At 42.6% G+C, this 19,825-nt stretch carries 22 protein-coding genes; 6 read left to right on the forward strand and 16 right to left on the reverse strand.

Features of this window, described 5'->3' with window-relative positions; translation table 11 throughout:
• Positions 1 to 199: 199 nt before the first annotated feature.
• From bchB to rpmI, 7 genes are all read right to left on the reverse strand, one after another.
• Complete coding sequence (bchB, locus tag Q0541_RS27575) at positions 200 to 1,726, reverse strand: ferredoxin:protochlorophyllide reductase (ATP-dependent) subunit B (protein WP_298918739.1); 1,527 nt, start codon at positions 1,724 to 1,726, stop codon at positions 200 to 202.
• A gap of 361 nt (positions 1,727 to 2,087) precedes the next feature.
• Positions 2,088 to 2,657 carry a peptidylprolyl isomerase gene (locus tag Q0541_RS27580; protein ID WP_298918743.1) on the reverse strand — a complete coding sequence of 190 codons (570 nt, stop codon included), beginning with the start codon at positions 2,655 to 2,657 and terminating at the stop codon, positions 2,088 to 2,090.
• Positions 2,658 to 2,776: 119 nt separating this feature from the next.
• Positions 2,777 to 4,768, reverse strand: coding sequence for a primary-amine oxidase (locus tag Q0541_RS27585; RefSeq protein WP_298918747.1), 1,992 nt, complete (start codon positions 4,766 to 4,768; stop codon positions 2,777 to 2,779).
• Between the two features lie 109 nt (positions 4,769 to 4,877).
• Positions 4,878 to 5,402 (reverse strand): tetratricopeptide repeat protein, encoded by a 525-nt coding sequence (locus tag Q0541_RS27590; RefSeq protein ID WP_298918750.1) that lies wholly within the window; start codon positions 5,400 to 5,402, stop codon positions 4,878 to 4,880.
• 94 nt (positions 5,403 to 5,496) lie between these two features.
• Entirely contained in the window at positions 5,497 to 6,312 is an 816-nt protein-coding gene (locus Q0541_RS27595; protein WP_298918754.1) for a transporter substrate-binding domain-containing protein, read from the reverse strand.
• A gap of 12 nt (positions 6,313 to 6,324) precedes the next feature.
• Positions 6,325 to 6,681 carry a 50S ribosomal protein L20 gene (gene rplT, locus Q0541_RS27600; RefSeq protein WP_069069781.1) on the reverse strand — a complete coding sequence of 119 codons (357 nt, stop codon included), beginning with the start codon at positions 6,679 to 6,681 and terminating at the stop codon, positions 6,325 to 6,327.
• A gap of 19 nt (positions 6,682 to 6,700) precedes the next feature.
• On the reverse strand, positions 6,701 to 6,898 hold the full coding sequence (gene rpmI / locus Q0541_RS27605; protein ID WP_298918760.1) for a 50S ribosomal protein L35: 198 nt from the start codon (positions 6,896 to 6,898) through the stop codon (positions 6,701 to 6,703).
• 115 nt (positions 6,899 to 7,013) lie between these two features.
• Between rpmI and Q0541_RS27610 the strand changes: the two genes are divergently transcribed.
• Positions 7,014 to 7,547: a GrpB family protein gene (locus Q0541_RS27610; RefSeq protein ID WP_298918762.1), complete on the forward strand. Its 534-nt coding sequence runs from the start codon at positions 7,014 to 7,016 to the stop codon at positions 7,545 to 7,547.
• A 9-nt stretch (positions 7,548 to 7,556) separates the two neighbouring features.
• Here the strand turns inward: Q0541_RS27610 and Q0541_RS27615 are convergent, their stop codons facing one another.
• The 8 genes from Q0541_RS27615 to Q0541_RS27650 all read right to left on the reverse strand — a co-directional run bounded on the left by Q0541_RS27615 (position 7,557) and on the right by Q0541_RS27650 (position 12,521).
• A complete protein-coding gene (locus Q0541_RS27615; protein WP_298918765.1) occupies positions 7,557 to 8,399 on the reverse strand; it encodes a 2-isopropylmalate synthase in 843 nt (280 codons plus the stop codon).
• Positions 8,400 to 8,438: 39 nt separating this feature from the next.
• Positions 8,439 to 8,744 carry a type II toxin-antitoxin system RelE/ParE family toxin gene (locus tag Q0541_RS27620; protein WP_298918768.1) on the reverse strand — a complete coding sequence of 102 codons (306 nt, stop codon included), beginning with the start codon at positions 8,742 to 8,744 and terminating at the stop codon, positions 8,439 to 8,441.
• Entirely contained in the window at positions 8,744 to 9,028 is a 285-nt protein-coding gene (locus Q0541_RS27625) for a type II toxin-antitoxin system ParD family antitoxin (RefSeq protein WP_298918771.1), read from the reverse strand. The genes Q0541_RS27620 and Q0541_RS27625 overlap by 1 nt, the downstream gene beginning before the upstream one ends.
• 76 nt (positions 9,029 to 9,104) lie before the next feature.
• Positions 9,105 to 11,150: a ribonuclease catalytic domain-containing protein gene (locus tag Q0541_RS27630; RefSeq protein ID WP_298918774.1), complete on the reverse strand. Its 2,046-nt coding sequence runs from the start codon at positions 11,148 to 11,150 to the stop codon at positions 9,105 to 9,107.
• Between the two features lie 21 nt (positions 11,151 to 11,171).
• Positions 11,172 to 11,384 (reverse strand): hypothetical protein, encoded by a 213-nt coding sequence (locus Q0541_RS27635; RefSeq protein WP_298918777.1) that lies wholly within the window; start codon positions 11,382 to 11,384, stop codon positions 11,172 to 11,174.
• 123 nt (positions 11,385 to 11,507) lie between these two features.
• Complete coding sequence (gene rpsR, locus Q0541_RS27640) at positions 11,508 to 11,723, reverse strand: 30S ribosomal protein S18 (protein WP_012411240.1); 216 nt, start codon at positions 11,721 to 11,723, stop codon at positions 11,508 to 11,510.
• A 2-nt stretch (positions 11,724 to 11,725) separates the two neighbouring features.
• Complete coding sequence (rpmG, locus tag Q0541_RS27645; protein ID WP_298918780.1) at positions 11,726 to 11,920, reverse strand: 50S ribosomal protein L33; 195 nt, start codon at positions 11,918 to 11,920, stop codon at positions 11,726 to 11,728.
• A gap of 43 nt (positions 11,921 to 11,963) precedes the next feature.
• A complete protein-coding gene (locus tag Q0541_RS27650) occupies positions 11,964 to 12,521 on the reverse strand; it encodes an RDD family protein (RefSeq protein WP_298918783.1) in 558 nt (185 codons plus the stop codon).
• Positions 12,522 to 12,874: 353 nt separating this feature from the next.
• Here Q0541_RS27650 and Q0541_RS27655 point away from each other — a divergent pair, with 353 nt between their 5' ends.
• Positions 12,875 to 13,495, forward strand: coding sequence for a PEP-CTERM sorting domain-containing protein (locus tag Q0541_RS27655; protein WP_298918786.1), 621 nt, complete (start codon positions 12,875 to 12,877; stop codon positions 13,493 to 13,495).
• A 339-nt stretch (positions 13,496 to 13,834) separates the two neighbouring features.
• Positions 13,835 to 15,100, forward strand: a complete 1,266-nt coding sequence (gene glp, locus Q0541_RS27660; protein ID WP_298918788.1) for a gephyrin-like molybdotransferase Glp — start codon at positions 13,835 to 13,837, stop codon at positions 15,098 to 15,100.
• A gap of 220 nt (positions 15,101 to 15,320) precedes the next feature.
• Here the strand turns inward: glp and Q0541_RS27665 are convergent, their stop codons facing one another.
• Positions 15,321 to 16,553, reverse strand: a complete 1,233-nt coding sequence (locus Q0541_RS27665; protein ID WP_298918791.1) for a cysteine desulfurase-like protein — start codon at positions 16,551 to 16,553, stop codon at positions 15,321 to 15,323.
• Positions 16,554 to 16,729: 176 nt separating this feature from the next.
• Here Q0541_RS27665 and Q0541_RS27670 point away from each other — a divergent pair, with 176 nt between their 5' ends.
• From Q0541_RS27670 to Q0541_RS27680, 3 genes are all read left to right on the forward strand, one after another.
• Positions 16,730 to 16,876, forward strand: coding sequence for a hypothetical protein (locus Q0541_RS27670; protein ID WP_298918794.1), 147 nt, complete (start codon positions 16,730 to 16,732; stop codon positions 16,874 to 16,876).
• A gap of 309 nt (positions 16,877 to 17,185) precedes the next feature.
• The gene (locus Q0541_RS27675) at positions 17,186 to 19,603 is read left to right on the forward strand and encodes a sucrose synthase (protein WP_298918796.1); all 2,418 of its coding nucleotides are present in this window, start codon (positions 17,186 to 17,188) and stop codon (positions 19,601 to 19,603) included.
• A 17-nt stretch (positions 19,604 to 19,620) separates the two neighbouring features.
• On the forward strand, positions 19,621 to 19,825 hold a 205-nt coding region (locus tag Q0541_RS27680; protein WP_298918799.1), incomplete at its 3' end, for a hypothetical protein.

The following is a 19,825-nucleotide window of genomic DNA, read 5'->3' on the forward strand; positions in this document are numbered from 1 at the left end:
ACTGGTTTACAAACTGTTGTTACTGTACCTCATAAACCTGCAATACGCTGTATTTTAAATAGTTATTGAGATAAATATATAAAAATTAATATTAAATCTATGATATCTCATAATTTAATTTTTACCACTAAAGCAAAAAAATGGGGGTAAAGAGTATACATAACTCCTCACCCCTCAATCTTCTCAATTAAACTATAAACTAAGCTCCGACAGCTTCCTTGGCGGCGTACAATACCTCTGCATTGATTTCTTTGAAACCGCGATCGCGGGCAAATTTTTCAGTATTACGCTTCACTTTCCCGCGAACAAATCCAGGAATTTTGTTCAATTCTGCTTGACCATCTTTTGTCCAATTTAAATCAGAATCAGCAGAAATTCCCCTAGTAATTACTTCTTTGGTATCGTGACCACCGAAGATTTCTAACAGATGATCTTCCATTCCCAAAGTGAAGGAATTGTAGATTAAATCTGTAATCTGATTCGTGCCTTCGTAACCCATAAATGGTTTGTAACCAATGGGGAAGTTTTGGACGTGGATTGGTGCAGCAATTACGCCGCAGGGAATATCCAAGCGTTTACCAACGTGGCGTTCCATTTGGGTGCCAAAAATAGCAGAGGGTTCGACACGAGCGATCGCATCCCCAATTGCACCATGATCTTCGGAGATTAGCACTTCATCGCAATACTCGCTAACCTGTTCCCGGAACCAATCTGCATCATATTTGCAGTAGGTTCCAGCCCAAACAACATGAATCCCCATTTCTCGCGCCAGAATCTTGGTGATGGCGGCGGCGTGGGTGTTGTCACCAAAGACCACAGCTTTTTTGCCAGTCAAGTTTTGACAGTCAATAGAACGGGAGAACCAAGCAGCCTGAGATACATACAGGGTTTGCTCATTGATAAAGTCTTCGTAATCAACTTCTGCACCTTGAGCGTTAATTACCTGCTGAATCTTGCGAATACAACGGGCAGTTTCCACTACACCCATTGGAGTAATATCTATATAAGGTGTGCCGAATTGTTCTTCCAGATAACGAGCTGTGGTTAAACCAAGTTCACGGTAAGGCACCAGGTTAAACCAGGCTTTGGACATTTTCTTCAAATCGTTCACCGAAGCACCTTCGGGAATTAAGGTATTTACCTCAATCCCCAAGTCAGCCATCAACCGTTTCAGTTCGGTGCAGTCATGATTATTGTGGAAACCAAGGGTAGTAGTACCGATAATGTTAACCGAGGGCTTTGCAGTTTTGCCCTCTGCCAATTCGCCCCGCCTCCGAGCTTTTTCAATGTAGTATTGGACAATTTGATCAAGAGTGCGATCGGCTGCTTGCAGTTCGTTGTAGCGGTAGTGGTTCACATCCGCCAGCATTACGTCTCCTTTGGCTTCCAATTGTGCCCGTTCGACAAAGTTGTGCAGGTCTTCTTGCAAAATGCTGGAAGTACAGGTGGGAGTTAACACAATTAAATCTGGATGTTCCTCGGCATCCTTGCGGACGATGTTATCAACCACCTTTTCTTGGGAGCCACGCGCCAAAACGTTGCGGTCAACGACACTGGTTGTCACTGGAGTGAAATCCCTCTCCCGCGATAGCATGGAGCGCATGACGTTAAAGTAGTCATCGCCAATGGGGGCGTGCATGATCGCATGAACATTTTTAAAAGAACTAGCGATTCGCAGAGTGCCGATGTGGGCTGGGCCTGCATACATCCAGTAAGCCAATTTCATGTTTGTGTTCTCCCTTTTCAACAGAAATAACACGGAGTCCGATAAGAGTGGACTATAAGTGCTTGATTATTATTAAATCGTTTCTAATTGTCTCAAAACTTGTAGCCCTGAATAAGTGAAGAGTTGTAAGGGTTTTATCTGGAGTGCATAGGCGTAGGCATCCCTCAAACCTGCTTACTGATTGGGATCTAGCTGATGATTTTAACAACATGGCTGTTGTTTTATTTAAATAAATCTTAATTTTTCGGCAAATTTGTTTTCAATTTGGGGCGGGATGTTAACCCCCCTTAAAAAAGAGGGGAATAATATTAGCGTAGTTTGTTCATTCGAGGGAGTATAAATTAACTTAGAGAGGCGTTAATTACTGCCGAAAAATTTCTACTTTTTGTAACACCACTTCTTGATTCGGACGATCTCTAGTCGTAGGCACATTAGCGATCTTGCTGACTATATCTAGACCTTGGACAACTTCACCAAAAACACTGTGTTTGTTGTCAAGGTGAGGCGTTGGTGCTTCTGTAATGAACCATTGCGAACCATTTGTACCGCGTCCGGCATTAGCCATCGACAGGATGCCAGCACCAGTGTGTCTCAATTCCGGATGAAACTCATCCTCAAATTGATATCCCGGGCCACCAGTACCCCAACGGCTGGCCGTATCCAGATAACGACTCAGGGGATCGCCACACTGAATCATAAAATCAGGGATGACCCGGTGAAAGCGAACCCCATCGTAAGCTGGAGTTCCCTTACCAGATTCACCAGTTTTAGGGTCTTTCCAGTCGATTGTTCCGGTTGCTAGACCGACAAAATTTTTGACGGTGTTGGGGGTTCGCTCTTCCTCCAAACGAACTACAATTTCACCCAAGGAAGTAATTAAACGAGCGTGCAGCTTGCCATTACCGGGAATATTAATTTCTGGAAAGTTCATTAGATATCCTACTTTAACAAGTGCCAGTATTTGACCTATACAAGTTTATCAGCATTCAAGTTGCTCCCTTTAAACATGACAAAAAACCTCAAGGAAGGAAACTTGAGCAAACGAATATTTTACTCTGGCAAATTTATCGCTGGATTCCGGCTAAAAAATCCTCTAGGGACTAGCTTAAATCCAACTCCGTGAACAGGCATCACAGGCCAATCTTCCGATCGCGGAATATGAGTCACGCCCATTGTGTACCACAGCACGATATCTTCACCCATCAAGGACTCATCGTCTGCAATATATTTTGGCAAACCCTGTCCTGGTTGAGTCTGGTTGGGATAATCACCGCCAGCATAAAGTTCAGCAGGTTTATATTTTGTTACCCAAACGTGGTGAGTCGCAAATTCTGCCCTTTGACGGATTTTTGAGCCTTCCACAGGGAAAAACATGGAGTTTCCACCAGGCATTAGCATATATCCAGGTGCAGCGCCCAAAGCATTCTTTTTATCTGCACTAACAATCATCCATTCCCGACTGCTTTTCATATCCAAATCGCGCACAGCAGCCATTTCTGTTGTTAATGGGGTTTCTACAAGTGCGTAGTTTACCGCCGTAGGCATCGCATTTCCTAAAGGATTTTTCTCATCCATCGGCAAAGCTTTCACGTTCATTTCCATCACAGAATTAGCTTGACCATCGACATCGAAATCTAAGCGGTAGTTGAAAAAGTGCTGGTGATTAACTCCGAAGATATTCTTAGCGATTAGCCGACCATTGGAATTACCTTCAGATTGCTTTTGGGCAGCCGTTCCCTGCGCCAGGACGATACCCGTTAATTCATTTTGGACTTCCAAAGTCCCATCCTGGTGAAAAATCCAATTGATGCTGTAATCATAGTTGTCAACGGCCGCAGTCATTGTCATCACTAATTCTCGACTGCGACGGACATCATTGCGCTGAGTATTATACTCATAGTGTTTCCAAAGCATTCCGTTATCGCGCTCGTAGATACCGATGACCCCTGGCATTAGATAAGGTTCTCCCTGCTCATTAGCAAATACAGCATTTAGCAACAGGCCGTTTTCGGGAATTTCCTTACTTAACTCCATCGTATTTGCTAGCAAACCAAGGTTATATTCTCCAACATCAAAGGCATTCCTAAATGACCAAGTAGGCTCAGGATCGCCATAAGGTACTACCATCTCCGATAGACTAGCGCGGTATAAAACTGGTCGGATATTTTCCCCGTCCTTGTGCGTCACTTGGTACAGCATTAATCCATTTCGAGGATGCATTAAATAGCGAAACTTCCAACCTTGCCAGCTAATTTCATTGTCTTTGATCTGGAAAGTTGTACCATTTGGTTGGAGAATCTTTAATGCTTTAAGTGGTGAAAGTAATTTGCCCAAAGACTTTACATCGTAGTTCCAGTTTTCTTGAGAGAAAGGGACGTTTCCTCTATCAACAAAACTGGCGATTTTACCCGTGTTCAAATTGACAGTTGCTACGACTCCTTCAATCGGACTACCGTAATAATTCCAGCCTTTACCCTGGTAGTAAGATAAGCTCCGACAAAAACGATTACCTGTTGCTTCTTCCTGTTGACTCAGGATGCCTGGGGCCCACGAACTGATTTTGACTTGATCGAAATCAGTAATTCCCCGCCTTCGCATCGCTTTTTGCCATCGGGGATCGGCTTTGACTACCTGAATTGCCAGTTCATATTCTGAATTGACGATCGCAGGTTGCACAGACGGTATTTCTTTCCAAGAACTTAAGGTTTTGCTTGTCAGATCAACAATTCCCTCAAAGGTTTTGTTTTGCGATCGCTCATAGATTACCAAAAAAGCTTTTCGCTGGAAGACTTTACCGGGTGTAAATTTCAGAACTTCTTCTTTATCTGGTTCTTGTAAAGCAATAAGTGGAAAAGCTGCCATTTCGCTCAAAGTTTTTTCTCTTTTGATGATCGAAACAGCTGTGCTAATTTCTACCTCTGTTAGCAAAGTGAGAGGATGGGAAATCGAAGGTTGTTGAGCCATTAATTTCCCCATTAATCCAAGTGAGAGAGAAATGATGGCAATAGCTAGCCACAAAAAACGCCTTAGCCGCTTAATCATCTTTTAAATTCTTACAAAAGACGTATAGTTATCTATTTCTAAGCCGAAGCCTGAAACCCGATAAATTAAGCAAGCTAAAGCTAAATTAATTTGCTACCAGTATCAGCAATTACGCAGAAACCAAACGGCGTAAAGATTCAGCACGGCGTTTAGCAATAGAGTTATTTGGAGCAAATTTTAGTGCTTCTTCGTAAGTTTGTAATGCCTGACTAGTTAACTTTTTTTTCTCGTAAGCGTGACCAAGATTATTCAACCCTGTTACGTAGTCTGGTTTAGATTTGAGGGCTTCTTTATACTGACGAATTGCTAAGTCATATTGCTCTTGGATAAAATAAACATAACCCAGCCCGTTGTAAATGGGGGCAATATTTTCTTCTCCCTCTTCTGGGGCAGCTTTCAGAGCTTTTTGAAACAGCGCGATCGCTTGGGAATACATTTTTTTCTCTGAATAAATACTGGCTAACTCATAATATTCTTGAGTCGTACCCTTTTCTTTCTCTAACTTCTTTCGCAATTTTCCAAAGGAGCCTTCAATCTTGCGAGTTTTGAAAATCTGGCGAAAAACACCCACGGCTGCAATTGTGAGTAGAACCACCAAAATTGAGAGATAAACAACGGCTAGACTGTTATCCATTGCTGCAAATACAAATATTAAAAGTTGCTTCTGTAATCTATTATTAGCCTATTGGGCATGAGGGAGATGAGGCAGACGCGATTAATCGCGTCTTTTAAGGTAAACCCCAATATTGAGAGCGTTGCTGGAGCCAACCTTGTTCTAAGTAACGAGCGATCGCTTGATTCACATTTCGTCTTAACTCATCGTACTGCAATCCCTTGGGCATGACTACAGACAAGGGTTCAGTTGATAGCTTAGTTGGTAGTAGCCGATATTGGGGATATTGTTGCACCCAACCGCTCAGAACGCTAGCATCTGCGGCAAAGGCTACGGCGGCATTACTTTCTATTTCCTCTCGCGCTTCGTCATAGGAATTCGCTCCTACTAACTCGGCATTTGGCACATAGAAGCGCACTTTAGCAATGGTACTGGAGTTGTTGAGTACGGCAATTTTTTGTTTTGCCAAATCACTCAATTTCTGCACAGAGGCATCTTTTGTAACTAATACAGTGCCATCCAAATAGTAGGGAACACTGAAACTAACTATGCGGCTACGAGATTCAGTTGCTGTTACCCTAGCGATCGCAAAATCAACTTTCTTGTCTAAGACTACAGACAGGCGATCGCGATTCGCTACAGGTTTCAATTTGACAGCCTTTGCTTTCCCAACCAAATCAGTTGCCAAGCGCTGTGCCAAGTCAATTTCTAAGCCTTGCAAATTGCCACTGGTATCTTTAAATCCCAAGGGACGCAAGTTATCCTTAACTGCAACAGTTAAATAGCCCCGCTGCTGAATTTCTGGCATTTCGGCGGCAGATGCAGTTAAGCCTGTCCCCACTATGGAAAAGCAAGATATCCAAAAAATAGTGGCGGATAATACCAGATGTAACCGAGTAATTACTTGCCATCTGTTACATCCCTTGTACATCCGTTGCCACCTTTATCCTTTAGCTTGATTTGCTAGTTCAGCAACTTTGCCGAAGCTAGCTGGATCGAGGACTGCCAATTGCGCCAACATCTTGCGATTTAGTTGGATATCAGCTTTTTTCAAGTTACCGATCAACTGGCTGTAACTCAAGCCGTGTTGCCTTGAAGCAGCGTTGATGCGAGTGATCCAGAGGCGACGAAAATCGCGCTTTTTCTTTTTGCGATCGCGGTAGGCACTCCGTAGGGCCTTCATCACTTGTTGGTTGGCAGTTCTAAACAGAGTTGAATGGGAACCGCGAAAACCTTTAGCTAGTTTGAGAATTTTATTGCGGCGCTTCCGAGCTACATTACCGCGTTTTACCCGTGTCATAACTTATTTCCTGAAATACTTACAAATATGGGAGCATCAAGCGCACGTTGAGTTCATCGCGTTCATGTACAAGTGTACTCTTGGACAGGCTACGCTTTTTGTTGGAAGATTTGTGCTCTAAAAGGTGGTTTTTGAAAGCTTTACGACGGACGATTTTGCCGGTGCCAGTGGCACGGAATCGCTTCGCTGCTGCTTTACGAGTCTTTAGTTTAGGCATGGTCTAGCTTTAATTCGACACGATCCATAATTATATACTAATAAAATTGCTTGAATGGAAATTAAGTAAACGATTTAACCAACCGCGATCGCTGTAGATAAAATTAATTTCACTGATGGATGAAGTAAATATAGTCGAATATGACCCATGTTGGCAGACCTTGTTTGCACAAGAAGCCGAGCGTATTTGGCAGGCACTAGGCAATGACTTAGTTGCGCAAATTGAACATATTGGTAGTACGGCAGTACCAGGACTGGCAGCCAAACCAGTTATTGACATTATGGTAGGAGTCCATTCCTTAGTAGATGCGAAATCTGCTGTTCCGATATTAGAATCATTGGGATACGTTTATTGGCGTGAAAACCCGCATCCTGGACGGATGTTTTTTGTGAAAGGAATGCCACCATCCGGAAAGCAACGGACTCATCATGTTCATATAGTCGAGGTTAACAGCGAATTTTGGGAACGCAAGCTATTTTGCGACTATCTGAGGAGGCATCCTGAAGAGGCGAAACGTTACGAAGCTTTAAAACGCGATTTGGCGGCAAGTTTTCGGAGCGATCGCGAGGCTTATACTAATGGTAAAAATGACTACATCCGGGCTGTGATGGCAAAAGCACGGTGTGAGAAGATGGGCAAAAAAGAGTGATTATCTTAACTATTTTCCCTTTCCAATCCCAGTTATTTGAAAAATAAACTCTGCGGCTTTACTCATTAACGAAGTATCAATATCAATTTGATAATTCCCCTGTTTTAAAACTTCCGTCACAACTTTCCTGAAATCTGCATTACCTTTCCTTGCACCCAAACCATTAATTGCACATTCAATTTGCCTCACGCCACAACTTAAAGCAATGAGTGAATTATCTACCGCCATGCCCAAATCATCATGACAGTGTACTGAAACAACAGTTTGATCAATATTTGCTACTCGATTAAAAATCATTTGCAGAAGTTGGGAAAAATCTTCTGGCGATGCCAAACCTAAGCTATCAGGAATACTAATAGTGTTAGCACCACTTTTGATTGCAGTTTCAATAGATTTACACAAAAAATCTGGCTCACTTCTGGGAGCGTCAAAAGCACTCCATTCTACATCATCACAGTAATTGCGTGCCAGAGAAACACTTTCTTTAATTGTTACTAATACTTCTTCTTTGCTGAGTTGAGATTGATTTTTAATATTTACCGGAGTATAGGTGTGTATTCTACCTTTTCTAGCTGCTTTAATTGCTTCAGCAAGAGTGGTTATTTCATTGGGATTGGAACTCGCTAGCCCACAAATAGTAGATTTTTTAATTATTTTAGAAATCTGAAATACTTCATCAAAATCTTTTTGAGAACTTCCTGGATAACCAACTTCAATAATATCTACTCCCATTTCTTCGAGCAATTGGGATATGGTAATTTTTTGTTGCAAATTCATTTTGACACCAGGCGTCAATTCTCCATCACGCATGGTTGTGTCGAAAATAATTACTTTGTTATGACTTGTTGACATATTCGTCAGAGAAAGCGATCGCTTAGATAAAATATAATTTTAAGGAATATCCTCACTTAAGAAAACTGTCTCTAAATCCCGATAACCACTGACAATACGTGCAACTTCCACACCGCCATCAATGGGACGATAAAATATCAAGTAATCTTCGATTGGAAAACTCCGTAAACTGCTGGCAAAATTATCGCAACTTTGCCCCATATTAGGAAAATCAGCCAACAGTTTACACTGCTGTATAATTTTTTTGTTGAGTCTTCGAGCCGCACCAGGATTAAAGCGGGTAATGTAGCTGCTAATTTCTTTCAAATCTAATCTAGCTGAAGGTGCTAAAATACACCTACTCATTATTTAACAGCCTCTACTTGTTGCATTTGGGCTTCAGCGCGTCGGATGTCTTCTTCAATTTCAGCAAATACCTCTTCACCATCAATTCCTTCACCACGTTCGAGTTCTTCAATACCAACTTGGATTTTAGCTTTCAACTCTGCTAGACGCTGCTCTCGGATGCAATCGCGTTCTTCTAGCAATCTCAATGCTTCACCCATCACCTCACTCACTGAGTGGTATTTCCCACTACTAACTTTATCCTTAACCAACTGCTCCAGTTCTGGGGTCAAAGATATATTCACAACTATTACCTCATTCGATTTACTCTATATGCTAACCGACAGGGGTTGGAGCAAGGTTAAAATAATTCGCTGCTGTTTAGGCTTCTTGATAAATTATTTCTTGAAACTGGATCATATCTTTTTGCGGATCGGCGTGGCTAACTTTCACTAATATCTGTTCGCCCAAGTTCACAGAACGTTTGAAAGTCATTGGCAACTGCAAGCCCAAATCTTCTAGCAAAATTAGGGCCAAGTTGCTATCTTCCCGCAGCCACATCAACACTGTCACATCCCAAGTTTCCTCTGGATGACGGCGTAAATACTCTAGAGCATAATATCTATTAGTTTGCCGTTCCACCATTGTCACTTCTTGGGTGATACTGGCAACAGTCATCATTACTTCTTTTAGTTGTTCTGCGGAAAATGGCAAAACTTCACCGCGCAAATGAGCTTTCAATTGAAAGTGGGTGAGCAAGTCACTGTAGCGGCGGATGGGAGAGGTTGCTTGGGTGTAAGTATCCAAACCTAAACCAGCATGACGCAAAGGCGTGATGCTCATTTCACTCTTGGGCATACAACGACGCATGGCGCAGGCGCGAACGAATCCAGCTGGAAGTAGGAGCAATTCCTCATCTGGAGGTAATTCCGGTTGCGGCTGACCGCGAAAGGGCAAAGGTATGTTATGAGCTTTACCATAACGAGCCGCAACTTCACCGGCAAGAATCATCATTTCTGCTACCAGTTGCCGCGACGGGGAATCGTCCAAAATGTCAATGTTGATCTCGTCACCTTTGACTTTGATCGTCGCTTCCGGCATAGTGATGCTAATTGCCCCTTGGGCGTAACGCCAAGCTTTACGCCGCTGTGCCCAAGTAGCGATCGCGGCAATTTCCGGTTCTGCTTGTACCCTTAATTGCAGCATTTCATCTACATCTTCGTAGGTGAGGCGATAAGTCGGCTTAATCGAACTGGTATGAATGCTGTAATCTTCTACTACTCCAGTTGTACCTAAAACAATCCCAAAACTGAGGGCGCAACAAACCCTTCCCTGGATCAGACTCATTGGCCCAGTTGCCAATACCTCTGGGAACATGGGAATCATCCCCGTAGGTAAATAGACTGTACTACCCCGCTTTCTAGCTTCCAAATCTAATTCATCTTCTGGCACTAACCATCTAGTGGGATCGGCGATATGCACCCATAGGCGTTCCCGTCCATCGGCGAGTACTTCCCAACTTAGACCATCGTCGATCTCTGTGGTAGTTTCATCATCAATGGTGTAGACCTTCAAGTGAGTCAGATCCAAACGGTTTGTATCTAAGTCAATCGGCGGGAAATCCAAACGCTGTTGCGCCACTTCTAATACCTTATGAGGAAATTGAATTGGAATTGAAGAACGACGCAGGAACAAGTTTTCATAAGGACTCCAGCAACCCAAATCCACCAACAGTTGAAAGGCTCCTTGGGGTGTTGTGGGTCGTCCCAGCATGGTCATAGTTTCTAATACTGGAGCGCTGGGCGGATAAGCGCGAGCCAAGGAGTCATAATTAACCCCCGTCCGCACGGTGTCAGCTATCAGCGCTGCGTATTTTTCTAGTCCTTCTAAGCGCTGGCGATCGTGGCGGCCCCACTCTACCACTTCACCTTTGAGCGCCTGCTCTATACGAGTTAAAAATTCCTGCTGTCCCTTAGCTTTTAGTGCCTCTACTTGCAGCTGGTGCTTGCGTTCTGCCACCTGAGCAGCAGTTCGCGGTTCGTAAGCGTCTCCTTTTTGCTTGAAATAAAGTTTGTCGTCTGATAACAAGCAATAGGCGGCGTAACAATGAGGCACGGCTGATTCTGAAAATAGCAGATTCGCCATTTGGTCTGGGGTGACTGTTTCCCCATCTTCAACCAGTAATTCCCAAGCCACTTCTAAGCTAGATGGATCTAAATAAGGCTTGATCTGCTCCAAAAAGCTGGCAATCTCAGAGGGCTTGTAAGTCTGTCCGGTAACTGTATAGGTTATTTGTTTAGGCGCGAGGCTGTGGGATTGACCACGTTCGTCTACCACAAACCAGCGGGTTTTACCGTCTGGACGTTCTACGATGCCCAGACGGCGATCGCCTTGAACCCTAAATTCAACTAGCGTCCCCTTCTCCACAACTCTCGCACTCTAATAATTTTAGATTTTAGTCGCACCTTTGGTGCGCTGGAAGCGCAACTTGGATTTTGGTGAAGCAGCGCGGTGAGCCAGCGCGTTGGGCGGGTTTCCCGACTTGAAGCGACTGGCGAACCCGTAAGGGTCTTGGGGGTTTCCCCCATGAGCGACTGCTGAACCCGAAGGGATTTCATAACTGGTATTAAATCCTAAATCCAACCATTTTTGATCCAGCAATTTATTTTACACTCTCTTCTTCAGATTTGAGATTTTGGTCTTAGTAAAGATAAAGCCAAATGTTTATTTAAATACAGCTTCTCTTTATAATCCAAAATCTAAAATCCAAAATCCAAAATTGCTCTAGCCTTCCGCGTTGATAAATGGCAACAAAGCCACAATCCGCGAACGTTTAATTGCTAATGTCAACTCTCGCTGTTGCTGAGACGTCAGCCCAGTAATCCTACGTGGTAGTATTTTACCCCGCTCTGTGACAAACTTACGCAATAAATCAACATCTTTATAATCGATTGGTTCTCCTGGCTTGATCGGAGAAAGACGACGACGGAAATAACTCATCTCTATTTAATTTCCTTGTGAACGGTATGTTTGTTGCAGTGGGTGCAGAACTTTTTCAGTTCTAGCCGATTTGTAGTGTTGCGGCGATTCTTGGTACTGGTATAACGGGAAACACCAGCAGAACGCTTATCTAAATTTGTCCGACACTCGGTACACTCTAGTGTGATAATAATGCGGGCACCTTTACTCTTAGCCATAATCTTACAAACAGTGAAGCCTGAAGAGAATTAACACAAATGACTATCTTCTCACATTCCGCCGCATATTTTCAACTAATCTTTTGACTTTTATATCGAGGGAGTAGCCACGACGCGACGAAACTATGAAAGTTCCGCAGTAGCGATCGTGTAAAGCCTGCCGCATTTGGGCATCATAGAAGGCAGTCCCACAATCAATTGCTAAGGGAAGTACTAGCAGTATAGCAGTGGGATTAGCTCTAATATTGCTTAGGGCAATTGAGACTAAAAGGGCACCCAAGCCGATGATTGCCTCTCGCTTCAGCAGTGAGGGCAAATCTGGAATTCTGCTTATCACTTGCCCATCTTCGACTGACAACACCTTTAAATCGAACGCCCAACGCCCTAAACTTTGCCCTTGATTGTTGTATACCAGTAGCACCCGCAAAACTAGCCAAAGTATTACGAAAACTAAGATTTCAACAAATTGAATACCGATATTGCTGCCTCCCAGTAGCGAACTGACTAACCAGACACCAAGGAAATCAAGTCCCAATGCCATACCTCGTCGCCCAATATCAGCCTTGGGATAGTGTTTTTGGGGAACTCGTTCGATTGTCATACAAAATAGGTATTTTTATTTAGGGGTTGGGGAATAATGATTGCTCCTGTTTTTTATATTAAGATGATGACTTGGCTACTTGCTGCGCTGTAAACGAACAAAAACCAGCCAACATAAATTTGTGCAACTGCCAACTGCACGACTCAAGAATAGTATTAAGCAGCTATAGCGATTTATCATCCCTTGCCGGTTCGCGCTTTGGTGTTCTCGTAGAATAGCCGCTACGCGTCATGGATGCAAGATACAGTAGGGGCGTACTGCTAATTCCAGAATGACTTAAGCTTTAATTCTGTTTTTGGGAAATATTGTATTGTTGTAAAAACTTAATTTTAATTAATTTTGAAGTTGTATCCATGAAACATATGTTTACTAAAACAGCTTTTAGAATAGTGACGACTACTAGTTTAATGTTAGCGATCGCCATAACCACTAACGACCTAGCTGATGCTGCTGAGTTCAACTTTAACTGGAAAGGAGACACCGGTTATTCAGCTAAAGGTTCATTTAACTACGATACAACAACTGCTTCAAGCGTCATCTCTGAAGCAGGTTTAGGGGCTACGAAGAACTTGCAGTCTCTTTCAATTTCCTTCTTTGATCCATTGAATACTTTCATAAATAGTTTCACTCCAGTGGTTAGTGGTGTATCTAACTATAAATATTTGAGATTCAACTTTGATAACACTACTCAGCAAATCTTTGGACCCTTTGATGTTGGCAAGGATAATAACCTTTCTGGTGACACATGGCTTAATAATAATCTCGCACTCATAGATGAAAACTTTAGTAATCAGGTTCTAGCTAAAGAATTTCATTTGATCAACAGAGATGCACCAGACAAAGAGCAAATACTAGATTTAACTAATAATTCAGTCCAGATATCAAAAGTCCCCGAAGGAAGCATAATTATAGGTTTACTAGCAGTGTGTAGTTTGGGATTTACCCTCAAGCAGAAAAAAGCTAGCACAGCTTGACGTAAATCCAGCTATTATCACAATTAACAAGACTTGGGGATTTTGCCCCTTGTCTTAAAGGTAGGTAAACTTCTGACTTTTGCACATAAAGTGAAAAGTTAATCAATTTGGGATTTGGGATTTTAGATTAACCCCATAGCTAAAGGTAGGACTGCTGGGAAAGGAATTTTAGATTTTTCTATAGTTGAAACAACGATGGCTGTGAAACCAGATTTTAATTTTGAATCCTTCTATCCAAAATCCAAGTTGCGCTTCCAGCGCACCAAAGGTGCGACTGAAATATAAAATTGATCAGTGTTACTTTACAGAGATTAAGGTAAAAAGTCGGAGGCGATCGCTATGTTATCAGTCAGCGATGCACAAGCAATTATTTTAAATTTAGTCCAACCATTGGATGATCAACGGGATACGGAAGTTGTCGATTTATTGGCAGCCGATAGTCGTATTTTGGCAACACCTGTCACCAGTCCGCTAGATTTTCCCCATTGGGATAATTCGGCAATGGATGGCTACGCAGTTCGCTATCAAGATGTACAACACTCTAGCAGCGAACAACCAGCCGTTTTAGAAATTGTTGAAAATATTCCGGCTGGGTATCAGCCCAAGTCTACGATTCAACTAGGGCAAGCCGCGCGGATTTTTACAGGTGCGGTGATCCCAGCAGGTGCGGATACTGTAGTTATGCAAGAGAATACACGTCGGGAAGAAAACCGCGTATTTATCCTGGCTGCACCAAAACCGCAAGAATTTGTCAGATACAAAGCATCTTTTTATCAAGCTGGAACACAACTACTACCAGCAGGAATTAAGTTAAATGCCCCAGAAATTGCCGTTTTAGCAGCAGCACAATGTCCGCAATTAAGTGTTTACCGCCGTCCGCGTGTGGCAATTTTTTCGACCGGTGATGAGCTGATGACAGTTGAGAAACTGCTGCAACCAGGGCAAATTGTAGATTCTAATCAGTATACGCTGGCAGCTTTGGTAAAGGAGAGTGGGGCAGAACCGTTAATTTTAGGTATTGTGAAGGATGATCCAGTTGCTCTTGAAAAAGTCATTGCCGACGCCATTGCGATCGCTGATATAGTTATCTCTTCTGGTGGTGTCTCAGTGGGAGATTATGATTATGTTGACAAAATTCTAGACTCACTAGAAGCAAAAATCCACATTCAGGCTGTGGAAATGAGGCCAGGGAAACCCCTTACTGTAGCCACTTTCCCCAGTACAGACGCGATTAATCGCATCTCTACCCGTTCAGCCCTCTATTTTGGTTTACCAGGAAACCCTGGGGCTGTATTGGTAACTTTTTGGCGGTTTGTGCTACCAGCAATCAAGAAACTTTCGGGAATTACTGAAGGTTGGGAACCAATATTTTTGAAAGTGCGATCGCATGATGAGTTGCGATCGGATGGCAAGCGTGAAACTTACCTTTGGGGTAAATTGCATTTAATTGATGGAGTTTACGAATTTCACAAAGCTGGTGGTAGTCACAGTTCTGGGAATTTAATTAATTTAGCTCAAACCAATGCTTTGGCTGTTGTGCCGGTGGGTAAAACATTAATTTCTCCACAAGAAGAGGTGCAGGTTTTGCAGCTTATTAACAGGTAAGTTGGTCAAAATAATACAGCACTTTGCAAGTAAATGAAGTACACCTCTCCTTGCTAAGGGGAGGGTGCGCGACAGGGCGGGTGAGGTATTTTTGTACTTCACCAAGTTTAAACAGGACTTACGCACGGATCATGAAAAAACGAACCGCAAAGGACGCAAAGGACACGAAGGAATAAGGTTTCAGAGAGTTATTGCGTAAGTCCTATTTAATCTGCTGTAGTTAAAATATCTGCTCAAAAGCCTCAATCAAGCTGTTAACTTCCTCAAGGGTGTTGTAATGCACCATACTTACCCGGACTATTCCACCTTGCGATGCTAACCCCAAGTATTCAATCAGCCGTTTAGCATAAAAGTCGCCGTAGCGAATTCCAATGTAATGTTGGTCAATTTTTGCCGGAATGATTGAGCTATTCATTCCATCTACTACAAAAGATATAGTTGGTACACGGAATCGGCGATCAGCCTTTGATTGACCAATCACTCGCACATTAGACTTACTGTTGAGGTAGTTTAGGAGGCGATCGCTAATCTTTTCTTCATGGATGCTAATTAGATCAAACGCTTGCACCATTTGATTTCTCAAATCAGGTGCAGTTTGATTGCCGTAGTGCAGTTGTGCTAATTCACTTAGATAATCACATAACCCTAACATTCCATAACTTAATTCAAAATTGACATTCCCTAACTGAAATTTATAAGGTATATCTGTCTGTTCAATAAAATAATGGTTCCAACCAGGCAATCTTAATAAATGTTCTTCTTTCCCATAAAGTAAGGCATGATGTGGCCCATAGACTTTATAACAACTCAAAGTATAGAAATCAACATCTAAATCTTGCACATCAACTAATCTGTGGGGTGCATAAGCTACACCATCTACACAAATCATCGCGTTGCGCTCGTGGACAAATTCAGCAATTTCTTTGATCGGGTTGATGGTTCCCAGAACATTAGAAGCATGAGTCAAGGCTACTAGTTTGGTGCGCTCACTCATCAAGAGTTCTAAATCTGCTAAATGAAGTTCTAAGGTGTCTGGGCGAATTTGCCACACTTTAACCTTCATTCCTTGTTTTTCAAGAGCAACCCAAGCACCAATATTGGCCTCATGGTCACAATTAGTAACAATAATTTCATCACCAGGTGTGAAAGTTTGACCCAAAGAAATTGAGAGAACTTTCAACATCATTGTAGTAGATGGGCCCATGACCACTTCTTTAAAAGAATTGGCGTTAATCAAAGTAGCCATTCCCTTCGTTGCTAGAGCTAATCGTTCTCCTGCAAGTTCAGAAACCGCATAAGAAGCTCCCAACTGGACATCAGAACTCAGGAGATATTCGCTAATTCTATCTACTACTTTTTTCAGGGTTTGTGACCCGCCAGCATTATCAAAAAAAGTCCATTCACCAGCTAGGGCGGGAAAATATTGGCGAACTTTATCAAGATTCAGGAGCATAGTATAAGTTTTTTAGAGAATGTTCTTTACCCTAGCCTACCTTTTGGCAAGTCGCCCAGAGAGCATCTACATTCTCTTTTGGTGTTTACTGTTTGTTTTGCCAGCCTTCTTGCTCTGCAATAATCTCTCTAGAGAGGCTATACTTGGTAACTCCATTAATTTACTTAGCTGAAATCATGTTATTAATCATTAGAAAGATTAATCATGAGTTAGCGATCGCTGGACAAATTATACCTCTTGCAAAAGTCCTTAACACCCCTCCCCAAAGCATCGGGGAGGGGAGACAAAGCTACGCTTTGGCGGGGTGGGGTTCTTATTTTTGATTTATGCAAGAGGTCTATTACACTAGTACAACACGGCGGAAATAGAGCAACCATTTAAAATCTCTAAAAAGCCCATTCCATAATACTTTTGACTTTTGATTTTTGATTTTTGACTTCCGCCTTGCGGTACTAGACCTCCTACTTCCCCACTCCCTAATCCTATAGATTTGAAGTCTTCACAGCATTTCATCCCATAGCTAGATGCGAGGGGTTTTCACGGTTATATAGCATTACGGACGGAAATGTGCCTCACAAGACTGGAGACAAAAATGAGGTCGTGACCGAGCTAAAGTTCTGGAATTCGTCATCATGCATGAACTAGTTCAAGCTGTCTTCAACAGTGATGAAAAAACTGCTCTACATCAGTTGATTTATGCGTTGAATGCTTCAGGTAAGCATTACTTCCTAAGAAATGAGATTTTGCTCCTCTTTGCTGATTACTGTCATCAATCCCAAAAGCCAGCCTATTTTTACTACTCTTCTTCTGTTGGCAAACTGATACAGTATACCCACGAAATAATTCTCGAAGAGGAAAGTACCTGGTTCGTGGTTCGACCTAAGATTGCTAACCAACAAGTTTGGCAACTGACAGCCGATTTTCATAGTTTCGAGCAGATGACACCCCAAGCGCTGCTAGATGTAAGAGATCGCTTAGTCAACCGCTACCAACGCCACATTCTCGAAATTGACCTCCACCCCTTTTACGAGGGTTCCCCAAGAATCGACGACCCCAGAAATATTGGTCAAGGTTTAGCCTTTCTGAACCGTTACCTGTGCAGTCAATTGTTGACTGACCCCGAATATTGGTTAGAAATATTATTTCAAGCTTTACATAGACTGGAATACGATGGTATTCGCCTACTGTTGAACGATCGCATTCCCTCCGGTATTCAGTTAGCTAAACAAATTAAGCAAGCGCTGAAATTCCTGAATGAGCTTGAGCCTAATGAACCTTATGAAAAATTCCGCTTTGACCTCCAAAAACTCGGCTTTGAGCCTGGTTGGGGTAACACTGCGGTACGAGTCTCCCAAACCCTAGAACTCCTCGACCGACTCATTTTCTCTCCAGAACCTGGCATCTTAGAAACATTTGTCGCCCGTGTCCCCGCCGTCTTTCGCGTCGTCCTCATTTCCATTCACGGTTGGGTTGGACAGGAAGATGTTTTAGGAAGAGATGAAACACTCGGTCAAGTTATCTACGTCCTCGAACAAGCTCGCAGCTTAGAAAACAAACTGCGTGAAGAAATCAAACTCGCTGGACTAGACCTGCTAGGCATTAAGCCACATGTGATTATTCTTACCCGGCTAATCCCTAACTGTGAAGAGACATTTTGCAACCTGCATTTAGAAAAAGTCCAAGATACTGAAAATGCTTGGATATTGCGCGTTCCTTTTGGTGAATTTAATCCGGAAGTTACTAACAATTGGATTTCTAAATTTGAGATTTGGCCCTATTTAGAAACATTTGCTCTAGATGCAGAAAAAGAATTACTAGCTCAATTCAAAGGTAAACCTAATCTGATTGTTGGTAACTACAGCGATGGGAACTTAGTAGCCTTTCTTTTATCTCGCCGGATGAAAGTTACCCAGTGCAACATTGCCCATTCTTTGGACAAACCTAAATATCTATTTAGTAATTTATATTGGCAAGATTTAGAAGACCAATATCACTTCTCGGCCCAATTCACCGCCGATTTAATCAGCATGAATGCAGCTGACTTCATCATCACATCGTCCTACCAAGAAATTGTCGGCACACCCGACACCATAGGTCAATACGAGTCGTACAAATGGTTTACGATGCCGCAGTTGTATCATGTGGTTGATGGGATTGATTTGTTTAGTCCTAAATTCAACTTGGTGCCACCGGGAGTAAATGAGAATATTTTCTTTCCCTTTAGCCAAAAAGAAGACCGAGATATTAACCTTGGCACCCAAATTCACAACCTACTCTTTATCCGCGAAGATCCCCAAATATTAGGTCACTTAGAGAACCTTAATAAGCGACCAATTTTTGCTGCTGCTTCCGTCACTTCAATCAAAAATCTCACTGGGTTAGTTGAATGCTTTGGTCAAAGTCAGCCGTTGCAAAAGCATTGTAACCTCATCCTCTTAAGTGGTAAACTGCATCCGCATGAAGCTACCAACCCAGAAGAAGCAGAAGAAATCCAAAAACTTCACGACATCATTGATCAATATCATCTCTATGGTAATATTCGCTGGATAGGGATGCGTATCCCAACCCGCGACCTCGGCGAAGCTTACCGGGTAGTTGCAGACTCTCAGGGAATTTATGTCCATTTTGCCCTCTTTGAATCCTTCGGGCGGAGCATTTTGGAAGCGATGATTTCCGGCTTGCCAACTTTTGCCACTCAATTTGGTGGCTCTTTAGAAATAATCGAGAACCAAGAGAATGGATTTAATGTTAATCCTACAGACTTAGAAGGAACAGCAAAGAAGATTTTAGACTTCGTTGAGCAATGCGATACTCATCCTGAACATTGGCACGAAGTCTCAGAACGGATGAGTCAGCGAATTCATAATAGATATAATTGGCATTTACACAGCAATCAATTACTATTGCTAGCTAAAATGTTTAGTTTCTGGAACTTTGTTGCTCCAGAAAATAACGAAGCCAGAGATCGCTATATGGAAGCCTTATTTCATCTCATTTATAAACCTAGAGCCGAAAAGATTTTGGAAAAGCACATGGGGCACAGTGCTTAGGGAATAGGGAGTAGGGGATGAAGGGACAAGGGGATGAGGGGACAAGGGGACAAGGGGAATTAGAGACTGGTTCATCCACCTTTAATACTCGTTCATCCACCTCGGAACTCCGTTCATCCACCTTTGACACTCGTTCATCCACCTTTGATACTCGTTCATCAAACTCCAACCTCCGTTCATCAAACTTAGAAAATCGTTCATCCAACTATGATAAAACTACAT

The organism is uncultured Nostoc sp., from assembly GCF_937863485.1.
Taxonomy (GTDB): Bacteria; Cyanobacteriota; Cyanobacteriia; order Cyanobacteriales; family Nostocaceae; genus Nostoc.